This window comes from Xanthomarina sp. (assembly GCF_035306705.1).
Taxonomy (GTDB): Bacteria; Bacteroidota; Bacteroidia; order Flavobacteriales; family Flavobacteriaceae; genus Xanthomarina.
In genome coordinates this window covers 1-22,541 of sequence record NZ_DATGNO010000050.1, presented here as the reverse complement: position 1 = coordinate 22,541, position 22,541 = coordinate 1, and the positions used below count along the sequence as shown (strand labels likewise).

General features: G+C 32.4%; 25 protein-coding genes, 1 other RNA gene and 1 pseudogene. 12 read left to right on the top strand and 15 right to left on the bottom strand.

Annotated features, from left to right (window positions below; translation table 11 throughout):
* Positions 1 to 92 precede the first annotated feature (92 nt).
* On the top strand, positions 93 to 1,241 hold the full coding sequence (locus VKY47_RS04220) for a glycosyltransferase family protein (RefSeq protein WP_324310617.1): 1,149 nt from the start codon (positions 93 to 95) through the stop codon (positions 1,239 to 1,241).
* Here the strand turns inward: VKY47_RS04220 and VKY47_RS04215 are convergent.
* The 3 genes from VKY47_RS04215 to VKY47_RS04205 are packed head-to-tail and all read right to left on the bottom strand — an operon-like array spanning position 1,238 to position 4,521.
* Entirely contained in the window at positions 1,238 to 2,548 is a 1,311-nt protein-coding gene (locus VKY47_RS04215) for an O-antigen translocase (protein WP_324310615.1), read from the bottom strand. The genes VKY47_RS04220 and VKY47_RS04215 overlap by 4 nt on opposite strands.
* Complete coding sequence (locus VKY47_RS04210; RefSeq protein WP_324310613.1) at positions 2,549 to 3,649, bottom strand: DegT/DnrJ/EryC1/StrS family aminotransferase; 1,101 nt, start codon at positions 3,647 to 3,649, stop codon at positions 2,549 to 2,551.
* On the bottom strand, positions 3,646 to 4,521 hold the full coding sequence (locus tag VKY47_RS04205) for a GNAT family N-acetyltransferase (RefSeq protein WP_324310611.1): 876 nt from the start codon (positions 4,519 to 4,521) through the stop codon (positions 3,646 to 3,648). Before VKY47_RS04205 ends, VKY47_RS04210 begins: the two co-directional genes overlap by 4 nt.
* A 198-nt stretch (positions 4,522 to 4,719) precedes the next feature.
* On the opposite strand from VKY47_RS04205, the gene VKY47_RS04200 reads away from it, so the two are divergent.
* On the top strand, positions 4,720 to 6,012 hold the full coding sequence (locus tag VKY47_RS04200) for a hypothetical protein (RefSeq protein WP_324310609.1): 1,293 nt from the start codon (positions 4,720 to 4,722) through the stop codon (positions 6,010 to 6,012).
* On the top strand, positions 6,005 to 7,159 hold the full coding sequence (locus tag VKY47_RS04195; protein WP_324310607.1) for a glycosyltransferase family 2 protein: 1,155 nt from the start codon (positions 6,005 to 6,007) through the stop codon (positions 7,157 to 7,159). The genes VKY47_RS04200 and VKY47_RS04195 overlap by 8 nt, the downstream gene beginning before the upstream one ends.
* On the opposite strand, the gene VKY47_RS04190 is transcribed toward VKY47_RS04195, so the two are convergent.
* Both VKY47_RS04190 and typA read right to left on the bottom strand, forming a co-directional pair.
* Positions 7,156 to 7,386, bottom strand: coding sequence for a uroporphyrinogen decarboxylase (locus tag VKY47_RS04190; protein ID WP_324310605.1), 231 nt, complete (start codon positions 7,384 to 7,386; stop codon positions 7,156 to 7,158). The genes VKY47_RS04195 and VKY47_RS04190 overlap by 4 nt on opposite strands.
* A gap of 81 nt (positions 7,387 to 7,467) precedes the next feature.
* Complete coding sequence (gene typA, locus VKY47_RS04185) at positions 7,468 to 9,267, bottom strand: translational GTPase TypA (RefSeq protein WP_324310603.1); 1,800 nt, start codon at positions 9,265 to 9,267, stop codon at positions 7,468 to 7,470.
* A gap of 228 nt (positions 9,268 to 9,495) precedes the next feature.
* On the opposite strand from typA, the gene VKY47_RS04180 reads away from it, so the two are divergent.
* The 3 genes from VKY47_RS04180 to VKY47_RS04170 all read left to right on the top strand — a co-directional run bounded on the left by VKY47_RS04180 (position 9,496) and on the right by VKY47_RS04170 (position 11,817).
* The gene (locus VKY47_RS04180) at positions 9,496 to 9,858 is read left to right on the top strand and encodes a hypothetical protein (protein ID WP_324310602.1); all 363 of its coding nucleotides are present in this window, start codon (positions 9,496 to 9,498) and stop codon (positions 9,856 to 9,858) included.
* Positions 9,859 to 9,892: 34 nt separating this feature from the next.
* Entirely contained in the window at positions 9,893 to 10,711 is an 819-nt protein-coding gene (gene kdsA / locus VKY47_RS04175; protein WP_324310601.1) for a 3-deoxy-8-phosphooctulonate synthase, read from the top strand.
* Positions 10,712 to 10,956: 245 nt separating this feature from the next.
* The gene (locus VKY47_RS04170; protein ID WP_324310599.1) at positions 10,957 to 11,817 is read left to right on the top strand and encodes a hypothetical protein; all 861 of its coding nucleotides are present in this window, start codon (positions 10,957 to 10,959) and stop codon (positions 11,815 to 11,817) included.
* A gap of 47 nt (positions 11,818 to 11,864) precedes the next feature.
* Here VKY47_RS04170 and VKY47_RS04165 read toward each other — a convergent pair.
* Positions 11,865 to 12,002: pseudogene (locus VKY47_RS04165) on the bottom strand (alanine dehydrogenase); the annotation flags it as partial.
* 433 nt (positions 12,003 to 12,435) lie between these two features.
* Between VKY47_RS04165 and VKY47_RS04160 the strand changes: the two are divergent.
* From VKY47_RS04160 to VKY47_RS04145, 4 genes are all read left to right on the top strand, one after another.
* Positions 12,436 to 13,047: a hypothetical protein gene (locus VKY47_RS04160; RefSeq protein ID WP_324310598.1), complete on the top strand. Its 612-nt coding sequence runs from the start codon at positions 12,436 to 12,438 to the stop codon at positions 13,045 to 13,047.
* Positions 13,048 to 13,108: 61 nt separating this feature from the next.
* A complete protein-coding gene (locus VKY47_RS04155; RefSeq protein ID WP_324310597.1) occupies positions 13,109 to 13,402 on the top strand; it encodes a winged helix-turn-helix domain-containing protein in 294 nt (97 codons plus the stop codon).
* A gap of 56 nt (positions 13,403 to 13,458) precedes the next feature.
* A complete protein-coding gene (creD, locus tag VKY47_RS04150) occupies positions 13,459 to 14,835 on the top strand; it encodes a cell envelope integrity protein CreD (RefSeq protein ID WP_324310596.1) in 1,377 nt (458 codons plus the stop codon).
* Positions 14,820 to 15,329, top strand: a complete 510-nt coding sequence (locus VKY47_RS04145) for a ribosomal maturation YjgA family protein (RefSeq protein ID WP_324310594.1) — start codon at positions 14,820 to 14,822, stop codon at positions 15,327 to 15,329. Before creD ends, VKY47_RS04145 begins: the two co-directional genes overlap by 16 nt.
* Before the next feature lie 249 nt (positions 15,330 to 15,578).
* Here the strand turns inward: VKY47_RS04145 and VKY47_RS04140 are convergent, their stop codons facing one another.
* A complete protein-coding gene (locus VKY47_RS04140) occupies positions 15,579 to 16,781 on the bottom strand; it encodes an NAD(P)-dependent oxidoreductase (RefSeq protein ID WP_324310632.1) in 1,203 nt (400 codons plus the stop codon).
* A gap of 300 nt (positions 16,782 to 17,081) precedes the next feature.
* Between VKY47_RS04140 and ssrA the strand changes: the two genes are divergently transcribed.
* Positions 17,082 to 17,476: a transfer-messenger RNA gene (ssrA, locus tag VKY47_RS04135) on the top strand.
* Positions 17,477 to 17,776: 300 nt separating this feature from the next.
* Here ssrA and VKY47_RS04130 read toward each other — a convergent pair.
* The 4 genes from VKY47_RS04130 to VKY47_RS04115 all read right to left on the bottom strand — a co-directional run bounded on the left by VKY47_RS04130 (position 17,777) and on the right by VKY47_RS04115 (position 19,245).
* Positions 17,777 to 18,040 carry a hypothetical protein gene (locus VKY47_RS04130; protein WP_324310593.1) on the bottom strand — a complete coding sequence of 88 codons (264 nt, stop codon included), beginning with the start codon at positions 18,038 to 18,040 and terminating at the stop codon, positions 17,777 to 17,779.
* A 195-nt stretch (positions 18,041 to 18,235) separates the two neighbouring features.
* Entirely contained in the window at positions 18,236 to 18,757 is a 522-nt protein-coding gene (locus tag VKY47_RS04125; RefSeq protein ID WP_324310591.1) for a hypothetical protein, read from the bottom strand.
* Between the two features lie 11 nt (positions 18,758 to 18,768).
* Positions 18,769 to 19,005 (bottom strand): hypothetical protein, encoded by a 237-nt coding sequence (locus tag VKY47_RS04120; RefSeq protein ID WP_324310590.1) that lies wholly within the window; start codon positions 19,003 to 19,005, stop codon positions 18,769 to 18,771.
* 33 nt (positions 19,006 to 19,038) lie between these two features.
* On the bottom strand, positions 19,039 to 19,245 hold the full coding sequence (locus VKY47_RS04115) for a hypothetical protein (protein WP_324310589.1): 207 nt from the start codon (positions 19,243 to 19,245) through the stop codon (positions 19,039 to 19,041).
* A gap of 118 nt (positions 19,246 to 19,363) precedes the next feature.
* Between VKY47_RS04115 and VKY47_RS04110 the strand changes: the two genes are divergently transcribed.
* Complete coding sequence (locus VKY47_RS04110; protein ID WP_324310587.1) at positions 19,364 to 20,248, top strand: helix-turn-helix transcriptional regulator; 885 nt, start codon at positions 19,364 to 19,366, stop codon at positions 20,246 to 20,248.
* On the opposite strand, the gene VKY47_RS04105 is transcribed toward VKY47_RS04110, so the two are convergent.
* The 4 genes from VKY47_RS04105 to VKY47_RS04090 form a co-directional block, all read right to left on the bottom strand.
* Positions 20,245 to 20,631: a rhodanese-like domain-containing protein gene (locus VKY47_RS04105; protein ID WP_324310585.1), complete on the bottom strand. Its 387-nt coding sequence runs from the start codon at positions 20,629 to 20,631 to the stop codon at positions 20,245 to 20,247. The genes VKY47_RS04110 and VKY47_RS04105 overlap by 4 nt on opposite strands.
* A 43-nt stretch (positions 20,632 to 20,674) precedes the next feature.
* Entirely contained in the window at positions 20,675 to 20,989 is a 315-nt protein-coding gene (locus VKY47_RS04100) for a rhodanese-like domain-containing protein (RefSeq protein WP_324310583.1), read from the bottom strand.
* Between the two features lie 95 nt (positions 20,990 to 21,084).
* A complete protein-coding gene (locus tag VKY47_RS04095) occupies positions 21,085 to 21,681 on the bottom strand; it encodes a thioredoxin family protein (RefSeq protein ID WP_324310581.1) in 597 nt (198 codons plus the stop codon).
* A 5-nt stretch (positions 21,682 to 21,686) separates the two neighbouring features.
* On the bottom strand, positions 21,687 to 22,205 hold the full coding sequence (locus tag VKY47_RS04090) for a TlpA disulfide reductase family protein (RefSeq protein WP_324310579.1): 519 nt from the start codon (positions 22,203 to 22,205) through the stop codon (positions 21,687 to 21,689).
* Positions 22,206 to 22,541: the final 336 nt, after the last annotated feature.

Here is a 22,541-nt window from a genome sequence, read left to right as displayed (position 1 = left end):
AATTATTTAGAAATCAAATATAGTAAACGAATTCTTGGCAACTAAATTTTAGTTTGTCAAACTATATTTCTGAAATGAATGACAATTTATAAATGAAAATTTTATTACTTGGAGAATACAGCAGACTTCATAATTCTTTAAAAGAAGGTCTAGAAAAATTGGGCCACCAAGTTACTATTGTTGGAAGTGGCGATTATTTTAAAAACTATCCTGTTGATATACGTATTGAAAACAAATACACTAAAGGCATCAAGCTTTTTATTAAAAAGGTTATTTATAAGCTTTTTAAAATCGATGTTTCATCCTGGAGCATCAAGCGCCAGTTTTTTTTACATCAAACCCAATTAAGAAATTATGATGTGGTGCAACTGATTAATGAAAATTCTTTTGGTTGTTTACCAGATATAGAAATACAGCTTTTAACTTATATTTTTAAACATAACAAAAATGTGTTTTTACTTTCCTGTGGAACTGATTATGTGAGTGTTAAATACGCTGCCGATAATAATTTAAAATATTCTGTGTTAACACCATTTCTTGAAGGTCGAGGTTCTAAAAAGCAATTTTTGCACATCCATATGCGCACTTCGCCACCATTTGAGAAACTACACTTCTTTTTATATGACAGAATTAAAGGAGTCATAGCATCAGATTTAGACTATCATTTACCCTTAAAAAACCATCCCAAATATCTTGGAATGATTCCAAACCCAATTAATACAGACCTATTAAAGTATATCGATTTAAAGATTGAAGATAAAATCATCATCTTTCATGGTATCAATACAGAAAATTACTTTAAGAAAGGAAGTGATATTTTTGAAGCTGCCTTAGACCTTGTGGCCATAAAACATTCAGATAAAATTGAAATTATTACGGTTCGAAGTTTACCTTATAAAGAATACATCCATTCCTTTGATCGAGCACACATTGTTTTAGATCAGGTTTTTTCTTACGATCAAGGTTTTAATGCTTTAGAAGCCATGGCAAAAGGCAAAGTGGTATTTACAGGTGCCGATCAAGAGTGGTTAGATTATTACAAGCTTAAGAAAGACACAGTAGCTATTAACGCTCTGCCTGATGCCGAAAAAATTGCTCAAAAACTGGAATGGTTAATTGAAAACCCCGATCAACTAAAAATCATCTCAAAAAATGCACGAGCTTTTATTGAAAGAGAGCACAATGGCTTAAACGTGGCAACAAGCTATTTGAAAACTTGGGAGATGCATTCTGAGTTCTAAGAATCATACTCATTTTTATCCGGAATTACCCCGAAAAGCGAGGAACTAAAAATTAAAAGCACCATTCCATAGTACAAGACATAGGTTACAAAGTGAGCGATTGTTGCTCCTTTTACTCCATACATATCTATAAATAAAATACTGGAAAGATAGAGGATAATTACCGAAAAAGCTTCGGTAATCATATAGTGCCAGAACATTTTCTTAGCTAAAAACTGATAGGCAATCACAACAGATAACACCTTTACGAAATCGCCTAAAAGCTGCCATAAAAACAGCTCTTCTACGGGTTTAAATTCACTCGAAAACACAATCGTAATAATAATATTTCTAAAGAAATAAATAAAAAGCAACCCTACCCCAAAAATTGGGATTATGGTTTTATAAAAGCTAAACACTTCATTTCTAAATTCTTTAGCATTGTCTATTTCAGATAATCTAGGAAGAATATATAAGGTTAACAACGAACTAACAAACATTAAATAATATTTTGAAATCCGGTTCATGGCTTCCCAAAATCCTGCTTCCTTAAAACCAACATTCTCAATAATATACGATCGAATTGCAATGGCTACCAAAGGCAAAACAATGGCCGAAAACAAGGCCATTATGGAAAAGGAGCTCAGCTTTTTAATGGTGGTGAACCTGACATTACTCACCTTTATTAAAGGCATTAAACTACGCTGGTTGACAATCCCAACCACAGTAATTAAAAAGATTAAAGATTCGGAAACAACAACCGAAATCAACGCACCATCTATACGGTTTTTATAGATTAAAATTAAAGTAACCGAAACTGCTAGAATTTGTCCGATGATATTAATTATAATCAGCATTTTAAACTTTGAAAACCCATTCAATATCGAAAAGGAAAACAAATTTAAAGTGTAAAATGGCAAGGATATAGCTAGAACTTTTATAACATATGCATAATCGTTGTACTCGGGAAATATATAATCATTTATAGTGTCGGCATTGAAATAAACCAAGAATGATACTACCACCGTCGAAATAAAACCTAAATAAAAAGCGGATGATAGGGTTTTGCTTAATTCTAAGGTATTGTTTTTAAACTCGGCAATATATTTAACAACCCCGTTATATAAACCTAAAGTAGCAATGGACTGAATGGAATATAAGAAGTTTCTTAAATTTCCAATAAGCGCCATACCTTCTGCCCCAATAAAATGGGCAATAGCATTAGAAGTTAAAAGTCCTCCAGCAATTCTAGTGATTAAAGACACCGAATTTAGTGAAGCAACTTTAATTAATACGTTATTATTAATATAGTTTTTAAACCGTTTCAATTAATAAGAATTTATTGTTTTTACAATTTGAGTCACCTCTTCATTAGACATAACTGGACTTATTGGCAAACTAACAACTGTTTTATGAATTGCTTCAGTAATTGGCAAACTTAAATGATTAAAATTAATTAAAGCCTTTTGTTTATGAGGGGGAATAGGATAATGGATCAAGGTTTCAATATCATGCTTTTTTAAATAGGACACAAATTTATCTCTATTTTCCACCCTAACCACAAAAAGATGGAACACATGGTTTTTAGAGCCATCGTAAAACGGCAAATCCACTTTTTCCGATGATATCTCAGTCAGGTAGCGTTTGGCTATAATTTGTCGTATTAAGTTATCGGCATCTAATTGTTTTAGCTTGACATTTAAGAACATGGCCTGGATTTCGTCCAATCTATTGTTAAAACCCTTTAGAGCATATTCGTATTTTTTATCGGCACCATAATTATGGAGTATTTGGATGGCTTTAGCTAAAACAGGATCGTTTGTTGTAATAGCACCACCATCTCCTAAAGCTCCTAAATTTTTACTTGGATAAAAACTAAAGGCAGCTGCATCACTTAAGTTGCCAGCATTTTTACCAGTTATACTTTTAGCGCCATGAGCTTGGGCAGCATCTTCTATAACCAATAAATTATGCGATTTAGCTATAGAATTAATGGCTTCCATATCAGCCAATTGCCCATACAAATGCACGGCCATAACAGCTTTAACCTTAGGGTTTAATTGCTTTTCAATGTCTTGAATCGAGATGTTAAATGTCTTTTCATTTGGTTCAATAAAAATTGGAATCAACCCAGAACGTATTATGGACAACACACTTGCGAAAAATGTATTTGCAGGAACTAAGACGTGATCACCGGTTTTTAAAATATCCAGTTCCAAATAAGCTTTAAATATTAAAGTTAAAGCGTCCAAGCCATTACTGGTTCCTATACAATATTTCGTACCACAATAGGCAGCAAAATTTGTTTGGAAAGTTTCTACCTCTTTCCCCAAAATATAATGTCCAGAGTCTAAAAACTGCTGAAATTTGTTATGAAATTCAGGTTCAAATCTCTTGTTGATTTCGTGGAGATCCAGAAATTTTATCATATTAAAATATCGTTTAAAAGGCGGTGGTTTCTTGTAAAAACACTGTAAAAATCATGTGAAATACTACTTGCACCAAAAGACTCTTTCCAAGCTTGCAAACCGGAATTAATTTGCTGACCTCTGTTTTCTCCACAAATTCCAAAATCGAAATAAGGTTTCGTTGCATAAACCTCATGAATTAAATGATGGAATAGAAAATCCAAACTTCCAAATTCTTGTTTGGTATGGTTTGCAGAGATGTATTGTGCATGAGCTACTTTTTCTGTTTCAAAAACGGTAGTTCCAGCAACAATATTGTTGTCTTTATACACATTAAACTGCCGGATGTTTTTAGGGAATTTAGATTTTAGATAACTTATTTCCTCCAAAGTATGAACAGGCTCTACACCATGTTTTTCTTCTAAGTTGGGAATTAAAATAAGGTTCCAAAAAGGTTCAAGGTCCTGCTCTTCTTTAATTACTAAGTTGTTTTTATAAGCCTTTTTTAAACCTCTTTTTCTGTTCGACGAACTTATTTTAATAGGTTGTGTGGTATCTATAGCTAAAGATAAATCTCTTCTTATAAGCTGGGCTTGAAGTTTAAACAACAAGTAATCCATTTCATCGCTTGGACGTGTGTGATACATTCTAGGAGTTGGCTTAATTATCAACTCCTCTATTCCATGACTTTCTATGGATTCGAGCACACTTTTAAATGCTTTTAAAATGGTTTTGAAGCTGGAGTTTTTACCAACTATCAAACCCCCATAAGTAAGCCCTTGATGCGAATATATAATATGGTTTTTAATGTTTGCTGGAAAGAGTGCCACCAGCTTTTCATTTTTAAAAATCAATAATGAATGATCTTGGAATCTATCTTTATGATATTCCATAAAATCACGATGGCATAAAAAAGTGCCGTTTTTAGACTGTTCCAAGAAATCATTCCACAACGATTTATGCTTGTGATTATAATTTTTAACTGTAAAACTAGAGCTGATATGTAAGAATTCCTTTTCCAAATAACTTAATGTGTATGATAGCAGTAAAACTAAAGTTATTTTTTATTTTTACCTAAATTAATTCAAGGTATGCGCTTTAACATCTCGGAAAAACATTTGACCTTTATTACCTACCTTCTTTTTGCCATGGTACTTGTTTTTACATTAACAAAGCCTATACAACCTCACAACGACTCTGAAGGCTATTTAACCATGTCTATTATCAGATCTGCTCCATACCCAATCTTACTAGCTGCCTTAAAACATCTATTTGGTTCATTCTTTAATTTTGCGACTATATTCTTTCAGGTTTGTCTAGGTATTTTTGCTGTTGGATTTTTAATGAACACAATTAAGAAGCATATAACACTTCATAATTTCTGGTATTTATTTTTAACTCTAATTTTACTCCTACCTTATGTGTATCATCATGCTATTGCTAATGGATTTCTATCCGAAGCTTTAGCATACCCTTTATACTTAATTGTTGTTGCTCAATATATTACTCTATTAAACACACAGCAAAACAAGAATTTCATCTATTTATTTACAACTCTTTTTATACTTATCCTGACGCGAAAACAATTTCTTTTTTTAGTTCCTATTGGTATTCTAATTCTTATGTATGTGAGTTTTAAAACTAAAAATTATAAAAAACATATTTGGGTATTTGCTGTTTTTTTATGTGTCCCTTTTTTCGTTTCCATAGCAGATAAAACGTATCATAAAATTAAACACAATCATTTTGTAAGCACACCTTGGTCTGGTATTCATTTTATAACACCAGCATTTTATGTGGCCGATGAAGAGGATATTTCACTTTATAATACTCCTGAAGAACGCCTGCTTTTTTCAGAAACCTATAAACAATTAGCTTTAAAGCAATTAAACATTCACAACTTAGATTCTTTAGATCGTTCTGACAATATCATGCCTTATATTACGCATTATTCAGAAATTGCAAATCACACGGTTCTACCGGCTGGCATCCATGCTACCGCTACGAATAACACAGAAGATGAAGTTTATATTGCAGTAGATATCCTTACTTTAAAAATGACGCTACCTTTAATACGCGATAATTTTAAAGCTTGGCTAAATCTTTATATTAAAAATATAATACATGCTTTTGGTAATGCAAAATATTTATTGATTTACCTGATTCTATTAGTTTATGCGCTAGTTTCGTTAATACGGAAAAAAACAAAACAAAGTGAAATAATTAGTTTAGTTTTACTTTTAACTTTTTCCAATATTATTTTAGTTGCCATTGGTATGCATACTTTAAAACGATTTACTTTTTACAACGATTGGACCCTATTTTTAGTCCTTTTTATTTTGCTGGAAACATTTAACTCTCGTAACCCACAATCTCATGAATAAAGAATTATCTATTGTAATGCCCTGTTTAAACGAGGCAGAAACATTAGGGATTTGTATAAAAAAAGCGCAATCTTTTTTATTTAAAAATCAAGTTGATGGTGAAATTATAATTGCAGATAATGGCAGTACAGATGGCTCGCAAGACATAGCAAAAAACCTGAAAGCCAAGGTTGTTCCTGTAAAAGAAAAAGGCTACGGAAGTGCTTTAAGAGGTGGAATTGAAGCGGCGTCAGGAAAATATATAATTATGGCCGATGCCGATGATAGCTATAATTTTGAAGCATTACAACCCTTTTTAAACGAACTTAGAACAGGTACCGACTTGGTAATGGGAAACCGATTTAAAGGAGGAGTTGAAAAAGGCGCCATGCCTTTCTTACACAAATATTTAGGAAATCCTGTACTATCATTTTTAGGACGTTTGTTCTATAAAATTGATATAGGCGACTTTCATTGTGGGTTAAGGGGTTTTAGTAAGGAAGCTTACTATAAAATGGATTTAAAAACAACCGGAATGGAGTTCGCATCCGAAATGATTGTTAAATCTAAACTTAATAACCTAAAAATAACCGAAGTCCCTACAACTCTAAAACCTGATGGTAGAACAAGAGCACCTCATCTTAATACATGGAAGGACGGTTGGAGACATTTAAGATTTCTGCTTTTATACAGTCCACAATGGCTTTTCTTAATTCCAGGTGTTTTTTTAATACTACTTGGTTTTATTACTTCAGCAATTATTATTAGTCATCCCATTGTAATAAACAATATCGAGTTGGATGTCCATACGCTACTCTACACATCCAGTTCAGTGCTTATTGGTTTTCAATTTATTGTATTTTATGCACTGACTAAAATTTATGCTGTAGAAAACAACCTACTCCCAAAAAGCGAGCGTTATCAGAAATTATTTAAATATTTAAATCTGGAAACCGGCTTAATTATTGGTGTTCTCTTTCTTATTATTGGAATAGGATTGAGTTATTTTGGGCTCAGTATTTGGAAGCATTTGAATTTTGGCGAACTAAATCCTTCTGAAACCTTAAGAATTATAATTCCAGCAGTGTTTACGATACTTCTAGGTATGCAAATAATTTTCTTTAGCTTGTTTTTTAGTATTCTTGGATTAAAGAGTACCAATGACTAATCTTTCTTAATCAATAAATAATAAAGATTTATAAATGCAATGGCCCCATTTGAGATAATAATAGGCCAAGAGGTTTGCAACATAAAGCCATAAGTTACAAAAAGTATACAACCTACAGTATTAATAATACGCAGTTTTTTAACATCCTTCATCGTAAAGGAGATTAACAATCCTGCCATGGCCGCATAGCCCACCCACTCTGTAAAGGGAATTCCAAAAAAATCCATATTCTAGTCGTTTTTTAAGTCGAAAAAAGAGGAATCCATTTATAGAATTCCTCTTTTATTATATTTATTGAACTATTTTATTTAAACTGTTTTATGTCTTTTACGCTCAACTTCAGTTAAGTATATTTTACGTAAACGAATGTGATGTGGCGTCACCTCAACATACTCATCTTTTTGAATATATTCTAAAGCTTCTTCTAACGAAAATTTAATAGCCGGAACTATTCTAGCTTTATCATCGGCTCCAGAACTACGCACGTTACTTAACTTTTTAGTTTTTGTTACGTTCACAGCCATATCGTCTCCACGAGAGTTTTCGCCAATTACTTGACCTTCGTAAATGTCTTCACCTGGATCGACAAAAAACTTTCCTCTATCCTGTAATTTATCAATAGAATATGGAATGGCTTGACCTTTTTCCATAGAAACCAAAGAACCATTCTGACGTTCTGGAATACCTCCTTTTAACGGTTGATATTCTACAAATCTATGCGACATAATAGCTTCTCCTGCAGTAGCAGTTAATAGTTGATTACGCAAACCGATAATCCCTCTAGAAGGAACCATGAATTTACAAATCATTCTATCTCCTTTAGCTTCCATACTCAGCATTTCGCCTTTACGCATGGTTACCATTTCAATAGCTTTTCCAGAAACTTCTTCTGGTAAATCGATGGTCATTTCTTCAACTGGCTCACATTTCACACCATCAATTTCTCTAATAATAACTTGTGGTTGTCCAATTTGAAGTTCGTAACCTTCGCGACGCATGGTTTCAATTAAAACCGATAAGTGCAAAACACCACGACCAAAAACTATAAATTTATCTGCACTATCTGTTTCATTAACACGAAGCGCCAAATTTTTCTCTAATTCCTTGTACAGACGATCTTTAATATGTCTAGAAGTAACAAACTTTCCATCTTTTCCAAAGAAAGGCGAATCGTTAATAGTAAACAACATACTCATGGTTGGCTCATCAATTGCAATGGTTTTTAAACCTTCTGGATGTTCAAAATCGGCAACGGTATCTCCAATTTCAAAACCTTCCAATCCAACGATGGCACAAATATCTCCCGTTTGAATTTCGTCAACCTTCTTACGGCCTACACCTTCAAAAACATGAAGTTCCTTAATTTTATTTTTCACAATACTTCCATCTCTCTTAACCAAAGAAATGTTTTGTCCAACTTTCAGCTCACCACGAGTTAAACGCCCAATAGCAATACGTCCAGTAAAGGATGAAAAATCCAAAGAAGTAATTAACATTTGGGTATTTCCTTCCACGATTTTAGGTGCAGGAATATGTTCGATAACCATATCTAACAAAGGTTCGATATTATCGGTTTGTTTTCTCCAATCGGTACTCATCCAGTTTTGTTTGGCAGAACCATAAACAGCTGGAAAATCTAACTGCCATTCTTCGGCACCTAACTCAAACATTAAATCGAAAACTTTTTCATGAACCTCATCCGGGGTGCAGTTTTCTTTATCCACTTTATTAATAACCACACACGGTTTTAATCCTAAATCAATAGCTTTTTGTAATACAAAACGCGTTTGTGGCATAGGCCCTTCAAAAGCATCAACTATCAATAAAACACCATCTGCCATGTTTAACACGCGCTCTACTTCTCCTCCAAAATCGGCGTGACCAGGTGTGTCTATAATATTAATTTTTGTGTTTTTATATACTACGGATACGTTTTTAGACGTGATGGTAATTCCTCTTTCTCGTTCTAAATCGTTGCTATCTAGAATTAAATCGCCAGAATTTTCGTTTTCACGAAATAGATGACAGTGGTACATGATTTTGTCTACCATAGTTGTTTTTCCATGATCGACGTGGGCAATGATTGCAATGTTTTTAATGTTAGCCATATAGGTGCTGTATTTTGAGCGTGCAAAGTTACGATATATTTATTTAGCACAGCAATTTTATTCTTGTTAATAGTTAATTATATGTTATTATTCCGTAAGTATAAAGTTTCTGTTTGTATCTTTAATTTATAGAGTTTTTGATTTTAATAAACTCTATCCTACCCAATCAACCAAACCCAAATAGCGATAAACACCTATCTTGATGTAGGTATTAAAACCTTGTGTAGCATGAAAAACCTAGTTTATAAATACTCGAAATTCATTCCTTATCTTTATTTTATTGCCGCTGTAGCCTATTGGTTTACAAGCGTTAACAGAATAGAAGGAATTACAGCCTACCCGATTTTGTTGTTTGCCATACCTTTTGTTTGGCAATTAATAAAACCAAGTAAACAACTTAATTTCTCACTTGGAATTGTTTTTGTCTGCTTCTCATCGTATATGATTTTAGCTTACTTAATTGATCTCTTGAATATAATTGTCTTTTCCGAAACGGTACGAAATTTTATTATTATAAGTGGTGCGTTTGTTTTTGCAAACTTTTTAATGTCGCTTTGGATGATAAGAAATAGTATGAAAAAAGCATTCTAAATATGTATCTTTGCAGTCTAAAATTTAAGTAATTATGACTCTGAATGATGTGCCAAAAATAAAATTTACAAATTCTGATAATTTTTTCCTACTTGCTGGTCCTTGTGCCATTGAAGGTGAAGATATGGCCTTGCGTATTGCTGAGAAAATTATAACCATCACCAACAAACTCCATATTCCCTTTGTTTTTAAAGGTAGTTTCAAAAAAGCAAACAGGAGCAGAATTGATAGTTTTACAGGTATCGGCGACGAGAAAGCACTTAAAATTCTTCAAAAAGTATCCACGACATTCGATGTACCAACAGTAACAGATATCCATGAAGTATCCGATGCTGCCATGGCTGCCGAATATGTGGATGTGTTACAAATTCCAGCTTTTTTAGTACGCCAAACAGACTTGGTGGTTGCAGCTGCACAAACGGGCAAGGTTGTAAATCTAAAAAAAGGTCAATTTATGAGTCCAGAATCCATGAAACATGCTGTTCAGAAAGTATTGGATGCTGGCAATAAAAAGGTTTGGATTACGGATAGAGGCACCATGTTTGGTTACCAAGATATGATTGTAGATTTTCGTGGCATTCCAACCATGCGTCAATATGCACCTACAATATTAGACGTAACACATTCTTTACAGCAACCCAACCAAAGTGTTGGAGTTACTGGAGGACGACCAGACATGATTGAAACTATTGCCAGAGCGGGAATTGTAAACCATGTGGATGGCTTGTTTATTGAAACACATTTCGACCCTGCACATGCAAAAAGCGATGGCGCCAACATGTTGCATTTAGATAATTTAGAAAAACTATTAACTAATTTAGTAGCTATTAGAAAAGTAGTTCAAAGTTTATAATTATTTTCTATAATTCACTTTTTCATATTTTGAATTGAATACTACCACACAGATTATAAACTGAGTTTATAATAATTATCCGTATTTTTGCAAACCTAATATAGAATGAGTTGCAGTTATGTTATTTTTCAAGTTTGAACTGAAAATCAACAACATACATAACTGCCGCTTTTTTTTATGGAAAACAGTTAAGGAATTAGCAATACTTACGTCTAAGGTTCTAATAAAATAAAAGTTAACAACTAATGAAACTAAACTCAGCTAAAATACTTTTGATAGTATTTTTTAGTATTTTAAATTGGAATTCTTATTCCCAAAATGATTTATCTTCACTATACACAACTCATAATAAAGGTAAATTTTTTTTTAGTTGGGGAGGCAATAGAGAGGCTTTTACAAAATCTGATATAACCTTTAAAGGAGAAAATTACAACTTTACACTTAACGATGTAAAAGCCCACGATCGTCCAAAGGGATGGCATATAGACTATATAAATCCAAAACGTCTTTCAATTCCACAAACCAACCTTAAAATAGGTTACTTTATAAGCGATAAGTACTACCTAGCTTTTGGAGTTGACCATATGAAATATATAATGACCCATAATCAATATGTAAACATTAATGGTTATATTAATTTACCTGCCGATGAATTAGGCTCTAATTACAACGGTAATTACCAAAATGAATCCATTCAAATGACGGATGATTTTTTATTGTTTGAACACACCGACGGACTAAACTATGTCTATTTCGAATTTGGTCGGTTTGATGATATATCCCATTTATTTGGCATATCGAATACCGATAAATTACAGATTAATATTACTGAAGGTTTTGGTTTTGGAGCTTTGTACCCAAAAACAAATACGACCTTGTTAGAAAAAACTCGTTATGACGAATTCCACATTGCAGGTTATGGTCTATCGTTAAATGCAGGGCTAAACTTAACTTTCTTCAAGTACTTTTTTGTCCAGGGCAATTTAAAAGGTGGATTTATTAATATGCCGGATATTAGGACAACACATAACACGAAGGATAGTGCGTCGCAACATTTTATGTATATCCAGACCATTGTTTCTGCGGGCGGAATTTTTAAAATATAATTTTCTAATAATCAATGCTCTTTTACCTATTCTGAAAAATTCTGGGTTTATTTACCATCCACATAATCCTGTAAATACAAAAATCTATCCGTAAGTTTTCCATTGTTGGTGGTTTCCGCACGTTTTAAAATACTTCGTTCATCTCCATTAAATAATGCAGGAATCACCTGTTCTAAAAACATTTCTCTTTATGCAAAACAATTTTCTTTAGAACAGCTGTTAAGACGACTACATCAATTTTCTCTAAAATTTTATAGCGAAGGGATTTAACTATTTTACCGTTTTAGATCAGTAAATGGGCATCAAACTTATTTGACACATGGGAATACCAAAAACCTACGTCTATATATTCTTTGCTTTTATTTGAATAGGAAATGGGACGCTTGCCAATATAATAACATGGTAATTATAATTTATATGTTAGTCTACTTGAGGTAAGGTTTGCTCTATAACCATTTGCAAGTGTATAAGTATCGATCGAAAAGGCTCCTCATGATTTAATATGTATGCTTCAGCTGGTCTCAAATCATCATTTTATATGTCATCTCAAATTTAATAAAATAATATGATGCCATATTCAAAATAATTCATTTACTTTGTTATTCAAAGTACTTTAATATGGAGCCGAAAGATTATTTAAAAGATATCAGTGAGATAAAACAACTCATGAATAAATCCTCTCGTTTTATTTCCCTGAGTGGTTTATCGGGTATTCTAGCCGGAATCTATGCTATAATTGGCGCAGCTATAGCTTATTGGTTGGTTATGGAATACAGCAATGGAACGCTTATATTGGATGGTAAAATATTTAGATGGGTTATTCTGGATCTTGTATTAATTGCTTTCTTTAGTATTGGAACGGCTGTTGTATTAACCACTAGAAAAGCTAAAAAGCATGGTGAGAAAATCTGGGATGGTACCTCCAAGCGTTTGGTTGTGAATTTTTTAATTCCTCTAATAACTGGTGGCTTATATATATTAATCATTCTAAACCACCAAAAATACGGGCAAACTGGAGCCTTAATGCTTATTTTTTATGGTCTTGCGTTGATAAATGCTTCGAAATACAGTATTGGAAATATACGATATCTAGGTTTTATACAAATTATTTTAGGACTAATTTGCGCATGGTTTCCCGGCTATGGTTTTTGGCTTTGGGTAATAGGATTTGGATTTATGCATATTATATATGGTACTTGGATGCATTTTAAATATGACAAGAATCAATAGGCTTTTAGTCTTTATAAATAAAATGAATATTAAAAAGTGACTTCTGCAAACGCAGAAAATTATGAACATATTAAACAACATAAATAAAGTTTTTGATCATAGAATTAGATTGGGCATTATGTCTATTTTAATGGTAAATGAGTATGCCGATTTTAATACCCTCAAGGACTTACTCGGCGCTACGGATGGCAACTTGGCTAGTCACACAAAAGCACTGGAAAAAGCAGAATACATTACAGTTAAAAAACAATTTATTGATAGAAAACCAAATACCCGTTATGCCGCAACTAAACTTGGAAGAGCAGAATTCAACAAACATATTGAAGCCCTTGAAAAACTAATAAACAATCAATAATATTTTTTTTATAACCTTACTTTGAAATACAAAGTACTTTAAATAAATCAAAAAAAATGGAAAACACAAACAGACCTCAACAAAACAAATTTGGACAATGGATTAAAACTTCAATTACAGCTAGAATGCTTATGGTAGGCTTTTTAGTAATCATCCTACTTGTTCCCCTCTCCTACATAAACAGTCTAATAACCGAGCGCTCTTTAAGGCAACAAGATGTAGTTAGCGAAATAAATGATAAATGGGGAAACAATGTATTAGTATATGGCCCGATTTTAAAGGTGCCGTACAAAACCCACTCTGAAACCAAAACCTACAACGAAACAACAAAAACCTATTTAACCGAAACTAAAACTCAAATAAATTATGCCTATATTTTCCCAGAAAACTTATCTTCTGCCGTAGAAGCTAGTTCAAAAACACTTAAGAGAGGTAATTTTGAATCTGCCGTGTTTACAACAAATATGAATTTTAACGGAGCTTTTACAAAACCAGTTCTTGAACAAAAAGGAATAAAGGAAGAAGATATTGAATGGGATAAATTAAAAATCATCATTAAGACTTCCAATTTAAAAGGAATAAAAAATGAAATGTCTATTAAAGTAAACAATAGTACATATCCTTTTGAAACAAATTTCAACGAAAACCCCAACATTCATATAAGCTATCTGGACGAATTGGAATCAGGTTTTTTAACAGATTTAGACTTTATAAAATCTGAAAAAGCTAGTTTCAATTTCATAATTACTTTTAATGGAAGCAAAGACATTCAAATCATTCCAATCGGAAAAACAACCACACTACAAATGACCTCAAATTGGGCAGATCCAAGTTTTATTGGAAATTTCTTGCCAAACGATGAAACCAAGGAAATAACAAAAGATGGCTTTAAAGCCGATTGGAAAGTAATTCATATAAATAGAGCATTTTCGCAACAATACCTTGATAACATACCAAACTTAAACGAATTCGCTTTCGGAACAAAATTCATGGTTATGGTAGACGAATATCAAAAAAGCGAACGCTCTGCAAAATACGGATTCCTGGTTATTGGTCTCACTTTCTTGGTATTCTTTTTAATACAAACCATGAGCAAAATAAACATCCATCCCTTTCAGTATTTAATGATTGGATTGGCGCTTACCATGTTCTATACTTTATTGGTTTCTATTTCAGAGCACAGCAACTTTCTAAAAGCATACTGGATAGCAGGCATTTCAGTCATTGTATTAATTACTTTATATGCCAAATCCATATTGAAAACCTTTAAATTCCCTCTATTTATCGGGCTCTCTTTAACGGCATTGTACACGTTTATCTATGTTATTATTCAATTGGAAAATTATGCCCTCTTGGTTGGAAGTATTGGTTTATTTATAATTTTAGCTATTGTGATGTTTGTTTCAAGAAAAATTGATTGGACAAACGGTTAACCAATTGCTTGTATTTGGGCGTTACCAAGACGAAAAAACGTCTTGGTCGCGCTTTCACAAGTCGCTCTTTGCAAGGAGCTCCAACAATTGTTCAATCGCTAACGCAAATCCCTACTATTTTGAAAATACAGTTCAACAAAAAATACTTTATAGCCTCCACACTCCTGTTTATATCAGAAGTCTTAATTGCTATATATCTTAAAGATGGTTTTATACGTCATACTTTTGGCGATTTTCTTGTAGTTATACTCATCTACACATTTGTTAAAAGCTTTTTTTTAATAAAATCCATACATGCTGCTTTTGGTGTTTTAACATTCGCCTTTTTAATTGAGTTTTTACAACTTTACAACCTGCTTGAAGCATTAAATCTTCAACACAGCACGATGGCAAAACTTATTTTGGGAAGTACATTTCAAGTAACAGATCTTATGGCCTACACTTTAGGAGTTCTTGCAATTTTAATAATAGAACACAAAACTACATTGGCATAACTATCTTAAAAACAGGCGGGAAAGCCCGTAAAATAGCTATCTAATTATTCCTTTTCTCTTAATATTTATCAACAATAATCACCACCATAATTTTAGGGATAAAACGAAATAGAGTAGCTAACGGTTTAGTTGCCCCTCCTGAAATGGTAGAATTTTAAAGACTTAAATAGCCCATAAAAAGCTACGAACCCATCAAAAGATTTCTCTACAAATCATACCGTTTTACCCTTTTTTTAAAAAATTCCGGGTTTATTTACCATCCACATAATCCTGTAAATACAAAAATCTATCCGTAAGTTTTCCATTGTTGGTAATTTTCGCACGTTTTAAAATACCTCGTTCATCTCCATTAAAAAATGCAGGAATCACGTGTTCTAAAAACATTTCACCAAACCCTTCACTGGCATCTTTAGGTAATTCACAAGGTAAATTATCGACTGCCATAACTGCTATTGCTCCCTTAGCATTATATGCAACTTCGCTTTCAGTTTTTGCATCGTAACCATAAAAAGGATCTGCAATAGTGGAGGCTCTTAAAGTAGAAGCTACCGGACCATCAACATCACAACTAATGTCTGCAATTAAATTAATATTAAAATCTGGGTGTTTAGCATCTTCTCTTGTAAATAAATAAGGAGCTCCATTACCATAAAAATGGCCGGCTATAAAAAAGTCTGTTTCTTTGGCATATGGCATAAAATTACTTTCGTAACCACTAGGGTTTTTGTAAAACTCCTGTTTGGTTCCAACTTTACCATCTTTCCGTTTATTGTATTCCATAACATTCATCATGCAATAAACCGGTTCTGTAAATTTTGACGTTAAATACAAAGCATCACTAACTTCCTTAATTTTTAAGTGATCTAGTATCTCTTTAGCTCCAAGAGCCACTTTTCCAGTACCCGTTAAAGCTATTTTAATATTTGGGAGTGTAATTTTATCTAATTCTGCTTTCACTTCATCTAAGTCTGTCAAAGTTTCCACTTTTGGCAGTTGGAACAATCCATCCCTTAAACCTAAAGCTCTAAACCCATTGTAAGCACCTACCAAGCCTGCATAAAAACCAAAACCAATTAAACGAGCACCACTTTTCTTTACAATAGTTTCATGATCGTACATCTCAATGTTTTTTTCAAGCATGGCTTGAAGTAACTTTCTATTATATAGCTGTTTTTTAATAGTATGTGAAAAATAAAAATACTTTTTATTAGGTATTAAATTCTCTACAGGAACCTCCTTCACCCCTAGCAAAACATCGCAATCGCTTACATTATCGGTTACTTCAAAACCCAAGGCTTTGTAGGCTGAATCTGGGAAGACGCGAATATCGCTAGCTTCTACCTTAAAGGTAGCTCCGGGAAATTGACTTCTTACTTCTGCAAGTTTTTCAGGTGAAAAAACAACACGTCTATCTGGTGGATTTTTACGTTCTTTTATTAGGGCAAATTTAATGTTCATTGCTAAAAAATATTACTTAAAATTTAATTTGTTACTATATATCTTCCCTTTGGAAATTGTCGGGAAATGACAATAGAAGTTTGGTATAGAATTTGCACGAAAATACATGGATTTATGAAGTTGCACAACTTTTTTTATGTAACTTCGCATTCCTTTTAAAAAGTTCTTTGAAAAAAGAATGTTTGTATGAAGGTAATGTCGGAATTCCCGAGGTATTGGGATGAGACAAACTTAAATATGTAAAATTATTTATTTCTATTTTATTAATAGATTCCTGCTTTCGCAGGAAGAATTGGGGTCGACTGGTTTTGACAGCGAGATTAATTAGATAGTAAGCACGTCGTGTAATGACTTTGAAACACGTAAAAGGCTAGGTCAAACTTTTAAACGGCGAGAATAACTACGCTTTAGCTGCTTAATCCGAATTACAGTAGGATTGGCCAAGGCACACTAGGTGTGCAAGCTAAATGTCTCCTGAAAGCCTTGATTAACGGCGTTCGAATAGAGGCATCGTAAATGTTAATATAGAAAGTAAAACGCTTCGGTTTACTTTTGAAACCAAAGAAGATAAGTTGTAAGTGGGGTGTCTTTAACCAGCTTGCAATCGAAAAAACAAGAAAAGAATACACGTGTAGAAAGCTTTTTGGTTACTTGTTTGGACGAGAGTTCGATTCTCTCCGACTCCACTTTTAACCCTTGTATGCGCCAGTATATAAGGGTTTCCTTTTTTTAGGTGACAATCTGGGTGATAATTATTTTTTTATAAAATGAAACTTAAGAGAACATGATCTCATTATTTTAAATTTATAAAAGCTAGAATACTTTTTAAGCTAATTTGAGCAAATTCTACTGGACACCATAATTCATATTCCTCGAAAAAAGATACTTTATGGAATTCTTACAGGCTCGAATACACATTTAATAAAAACAAAAAGCTTCTAAAACCCGTCTAGTTTTAGAAGCTTTTAAATTTCTTTGCTCATGGCATTCTAATTAGTTTGGATTTGATTAGAATTTTGAAGTTTAGATAGTTCTTGTTGGATTTCTTTACTTCGCTCCATAAATCTTTCGAATTTTAGGCGCCTTCTTTCACTACGCTCTTTCAAACGTGCATGAAAGGCCATTTCCAAATGACGTTTTTTGTCCCAAAAATCTTTTCGTTTTTTGTCCTCTAAAGTTACTGTTCGATAAGAATACCAGTAGATTACGAGGAACATAAGTGCAACAATTGATAAAATAAGATAACCATTCATAATAATAATTAGTTTTAGTTAATAAAAAACACTGCATACGTTTTATGAATTAAAATTTGGGACTTTATTCTTTAAATACGCAATTACTTAAACATACGGAAAATTAGTAAGGAACTACAAAAGAACGGATTAAGGTACAATATATTAGTTAAACGTCAGTTTCCTCATTCTTTCAGTAGAAAAACAGTCTACTTATTATTCATTTAAAAGTAAATTATAGGCTTCTTCAATTTCTTTTAGGTCTTGTTTAGATAAATCAAAAATTACGGAACTAGTGTTATTTGTCTCTTTTTGTATAAAAACACCCTTTTCAAAGGACACACTTTTTCTCATATATGTCGATTTTAAATCGTCTATACTTAAAGTAATATCTTGATTGCTATCATTCATTACAACTTTGGCATTTTCTAGAAACTCATGAAAATCCTCGATTACAAATAGTGAAAAGTTCTTTAAATCTTTTCCATTAACTACAACTACAATATAAGGTTCTCCATCAGGTTGTTTAATCTCAATAAGGCCGTTATGGATGGTTGGAAGTTTCCTATAAAATGTCCTATCTATAGCTAGAATGGTATTGGTTTTTTCTTCAATTAATATTTCAGTTTCGTTAACATAACCGTTTTTCCTTTTGTTACTAGAATTACAATTTACAATTACAGAACAGGCTAGTAAAAACAAAATGATGGCTAAGAATTTAACTGCTCTTTTTTTCATACTTATACGTTTTAATATTTAACCAATTGCCTTATTATTAACTTTTCTTGTTTTGCCAAAGGTTCGTTCTTTAGAGACTCAAATAACTTATTCAATTTTTGCACATTTTGTACAGGAACTACTTCTGCATTTAAATCTATTTGATTAAGTAAATTCTCTAAGTTATCGATGGTCTCTAACAACCCTTTATTTTTCTCTGGATTGCGTTTCAATTCTTGTTGTAGGAATAATATTTTAGCTTGAATCATAGCTGTATAAAATCTGAGGTTATTTAGTGGGACTTATTTTCTAGTTTTAAAACTTTCTTTGTTAATCTTGTTTTTATTCAATAAACTTTCCAACTCATTTAAACAGTCCATAATGGCGTCTATAGTATCTAAAGCATTATAACATTGTTCAAAGGCTCGATTTGTAATTTCTTTCAATTCTTTTCGTCTTGCTTCTTCTGGATTAAGATCTTTCTCATTGGTATGTAATAGCTCGACCATTTTTCAGTTTCACAATTTATTCAAGCAAATATAAATCCTCCCTACTAGTTAGGATATGACATGCTGTGTCATTAAAATAAAAAAAACTACTTTTACATAGACTTAGAAGGCAACTGTAATGAAGAAATACACATCTTTAGGTACGTTATTAATAGACTTTAGAGCTTATAAAAACATGTCTCAAGCCGAACTGGCGTCTAAATTTGATGTGGATATTAGAACTATTATTAGATGGGAAAAGAATGAAACCCTGTTAAAATCTGATAAAGAAGAAGACATGGTAGATATTACATTTATTCCATATCAAGTAATCAGAAATTTAAATGCCCCTGTTTCGATCCCTACTTTTTACGATTTTAATGTGAGAAGATATGCCTTAAGTTCGTTGTCCAAAGAGTTGCCCGACCCTAATTGGATTTTGGATTTAAAATCGTCAACTAGTAGGTTGCGAACTATAAAATATGATTCAGATTTAAATGAAATTATTCGTTGCTCCTTAATACAGCCACATATTGTAAAGCCTATTTCAAAAGAATTAATCCTTAAGGCTACTCAAATGTTACCCGATATAAATAAGATTATTTTTGATAGCTCTGGATTTTATTCAGGACATTCTGTGTTTTTACCTATTCCGAAGAGGCTTTATAATAAGATTAAAAAAAGAGAGTTAAGCGAGGAAGATATTACCGTAAACGACTTAATTGATTACAAAAAACAAAAGACACCCGTTTTTTATGCCTACGATATTAATAGTGATTGCAATGAAAATTTCCTATTGTTAACTGCTGAGTTGTTTAATTTCTTAAAAAAAATAGATAAAAACTATCTCTATGCCTCTTATGCCTCTAGAAGTGACAGTTATGACTTAAATTCTATTTTGGGCGTTAGACTTATTTGGGAAGATAAGGAGTTGCAAAAAGAGCTTAAATGTTTGGCTCCTCCAAGACTCTATGAAAGTGATCAAGAAACTATTAAAGCTTTCATAGATAAACACTTCAGTTAATTATCAAGCTCTAGTTCTTCGTGTTTCCATTGGGTTATTCCTCCCTTTAGGTCATACACTTTAACAAAGCCAGCTTGAACCAGTTTTTCTGAACATGCTGCACTTCTTCTCCCCGATTTACAATAGAGAATTACTGGTTTAGACTTGTCCAGCTTTAAAATATCTTCATCAAAAGTGTCTGAATAAAAGTTAATATTTTGAGCATCTTTAATATGTCCTTCTTTAAACTCTTCAGGTGTTCTTACATCTATTAATTGCACCTCTTCCAAGTCCAAAATAGCCTGCATTTCCTCGGCTGTAACAACAGTAATATGCTCGCTTCTAGTGTTTTTACAACTAAAAACCAACATTAAAAGCAAGGAGCATAATAATAAACGTTTCATTGTAGAATTTTTTAAAATTAATAGCTTAAAACTTCATATAAATTTAATCACAGGTTGTTTCACCTTCCCAATCATCGAATCCACCCAATAAATTGTAGGTGTTTTCAAAACCCAATTGATTCATAATTGCACAGGCCTGAGCACTTCTTCCGCCAGAACGACAATAAATATAGTAGTTTTTACTTTTGTCCAAGTTCTCTATCTGGTCAATAAAATCTTGTCCAAGATAAATATCAATGCAGAGGGCTTCTGGAATAATTCCATCTTCCACTTCTTCATCTGTTCGAACATCTAATATCTGTGCATTATGATCTTTAGATAATTGCTCTTTCCATTTGTCTTGTGCTAAATCTGCCATAAATCCCGTATTATTTTTGTGCAAAAATACCAATTCTAAATCAAATTAAAGCAAAAAAATGCTTTAGAAATATACTCCAACAGGACCAAAAGACCTTATTTTTTTATAGTACAACCAAGTGCTCTTGTATGAGACTCCTTTATTGGTTTCCCTTCCAATAAAGCATCTACAGCGTTTTCAACATATTTCTGGTTTACCGATTCCGGATCTTGATAATTGTCGTCAATAGCGCCAATGTATTTTACCTGATTTCCTTTTTTAGCTTTTTCCAAAACATATACATGAGGTGTTCTTGAAGCGCCATATTGCGGATATATATCTTGATTTTTATCCATTAAATAGGGAAAGGTAAAACCTTTTGCTTTCGCTCGTGCTTGCATGGATTCTGCACTATCTCCCGGGCTCTTATCGGGATTATTGGGCATAATGGCTATCACTGGATATCCTTGCGATTCATATTTTTTATTCAATGCAATAATTCTATCTTCATAAGCCACAGAAAAAGGACAGCTATTGCAGGTAAATATGATTATAAATCCTTTTGCCTGATTATAATCTGACAACGAAACCATCTTTCCGTCAATGTTTTCTAACTTAAAATCTGTTGCAATATCCCCAACTTTATAGCCACTTTGAGCCATGCCAACTGTTGATATTAATAAAGCAATAACAAGTGTTTTTAATTTATACATAATGTTTATTTTAAAAATTGTTTTATTTCGTGTTCTAACTCTTTGTATGTAAATGGTTTTTCAAAAAATTTACGAGTTTGATTATTAAAAATTAAAGTTGCTGGAATAGCACCAGACCAACTTTCATCGACCTTTGGAATCCACGAATTAGAATCCATATCGTTTAAAACTACAACTTTGGATTTTATATTGTTTTCTGTAATAAATGGTTTTAATTTGGTCTCGTAAACATGAGGAAAATCTAAACTCACCAAAATAACCTCCACATTTTTATCGGAATAATTTTTATTTAAATCTTCAAAATAAGGCAACTCTTTAATACAAGGTGCGCACCAGGTAGCCCAGAAATTTACCACATAAATTTTTTCTGTAGTGGTATTTAAATATTTTTCCAATCCACTAAAATCTACTATTTCCAATTCAATGACCTCATCGTTTGTATTGGAAGTTAAAGTGGCTTCAGCCTTGTTTTCATTTTTACACGAAAGCATTAAAAAAGTCAATAAAATCAATAAATATCTCATGCTATAAAATTAAGTCTCGGTTTACATTTAAATCTGTTTTTCACAAAAACCAAAACGGATTTACACAAAAATAGGGAAATTTATAAGGTTCGCGTCAACTACTTCATTTTAAATAAAGCAGTACTGAATTACAGGGCATTAATATTAAAACTAAAATTATAAAAAATTATTTTTACGGAAATTAGTTGGCTAAACTAATTTTCATTTCTATCTTTGACTCATTAAATCCTTATTAAGGAGATTATTTATGAAAACAATTTTAAACAATACTTGGTGGTGGAACTCTCGAAACTCAAACTTCGTGAAGTAACCATATTGTATATTTAAAACTCAACA

Bases quoted from the DNA above. Each gene is read 5' to 3' on its own strand.
- VKY47_RS04220 (WP_324310617.1), top strand. From the start codon at position 93: ATGAAAATTTTATTACTTGGAGAATACAGCAGACTTCATAATTCTTTA.
- VKY47_RS04210 (WP_324310613.1), bottom strand. From the start codon at position 3,649: ATGATAAAATTTCTGGATCTCCACGAAATCAACAAGAGATTTGAACCT.
- VKY47_RS04205 (WP_324310611.1), bottom strand. From the start codon at position 4,521: ATGGAATATCATAAAGATAGATTCCAAGATCATTCATTATTGATTTTT.
- VKY47_RS04200 (WP_324310609.1), top strand. From the start codon at position 4,720: ATGCGCTTTAACATCTCGGAAAAACATTTGACCTTTATTACCTACCTT.
- VKY47_RS04195 (WP_324310607.1), top strand. From the start codon at position 6,005: ATGAATAAAGAATTATCTATTGTAATGCCCTGTTTAAACGAGGCAGAA.
- VKY47_RS04190 (WP_324310605.1), bottom strand. From the start codon at position 7,386: ATGGATTTTTTTGGAATTCCCTTTACAGAGTGGGTGGGCTATGCGGCC.
- typA (WP_324310603.1), bottom strand. From the start codon at position 9,267: ATGGCTAACATTAAAAACATTGCAATCATTGCCCACGTCGATCATGGA.
- VKY47_RS04180 (WP_324310602.1), top strand. From the start codon at position 9,496: ATGAAAAACCTAGTTTATAAATACTCGAAATTCATTCCTTATCTTTAT.
- kdsA (WP_324310601.1), top strand. From the start codon at position 9,893: ATGACTCTGAATGATGTGCCAAAAATAAAATTTACAAATTCTGATAAT.
- VKY47_RS04170 (WP_324310599.1), top strand. From the start codon at position 10,957: ATGAAACTAAACTCAGCTAAAATACTTTTGATAGTATTTTTTAGTATT.
- VKY47_RS04160 (WP_324310598.1), top strand. From the start codon at position 12,436: ATGGAGCCGAAAGATTATTTAAAAGATATCAGTGAGATAAAACAACTC.
- VKY47_RS04155 (WP_324310597.1), top strand. From the start codon at position 13,109: ATGAACATATTAAACAACATAAATAAAGTTTTTGATCATAGAATTAGA.
- creD (WP_324310596.1), top strand. From the start codon at position 13,459: ATGGAAAACACAAACAGACCTCAACAAAACAAATTTGGACAATGGATT.
- VKY47_RS04130 (WP_324310593.1), bottom strand. From the start codon at position 18,040: ATGAATGGTTATCTTATTTTATCAATTGTTGCACTTATGTTCCTCGTA.
- VKY47_RS04125 (WP_324310591.1), bottom strand. From the start codon at position 18,757: ATGAAAAAAAGAGCAGTTAAATTCTTAGCCATCATTTTGTTTTTACTA.
- VKY47_RS04120 (WP_324310590.1), bottom strand. From the start codon at position 19,005: ATGATTCAAGCTAAAATATTATTCCTACAACAAGAATTGAAACGCAAT.
- VKY47_RS04115 (WP_324310589.1), bottom strand. From the start codon at position 19,245: ATGGTCGAGCTATTACATACCAATGAGAAAGATCTTAATCCAGAAGAA.
- VKY47_RS04110 (WP_324310587.1), top strand. From the start codon at position 19,364: ATGAAGAAATACACATCTTTAGGTACGTTATTAATAGACTTTAGAGCT.
- VKY47_RS04105 (WP_324310585.1), bottom strand. From the start codon at position 20,631: ATGAAACGTTTATTATTATGCTCCTTGCTTTTAATGTTGGTTTTTAGT.
- VKY47_RS04100 (WP_324310583.1), bottom strand. From the start codon at position 20,989: ATGGCAGATTTAGCACAAGACAAATGGAAAGAGCAATTATCTAAAGAT.
- VKY47_RS04095 (WP_324310581.1), bottom strand. From the start codon at position 21,681: ATGTATAAATTAAAAACACTTGTTATTGCTTTATTAATATCAACAGTT.
- VKY47_RS04090 (WP_324310579.1), bottom strand. From the start codon at position 22,205: ATGAGATATTTATTGATTTTATTGACTTTTTTAATGCTTTCGTGTAAA.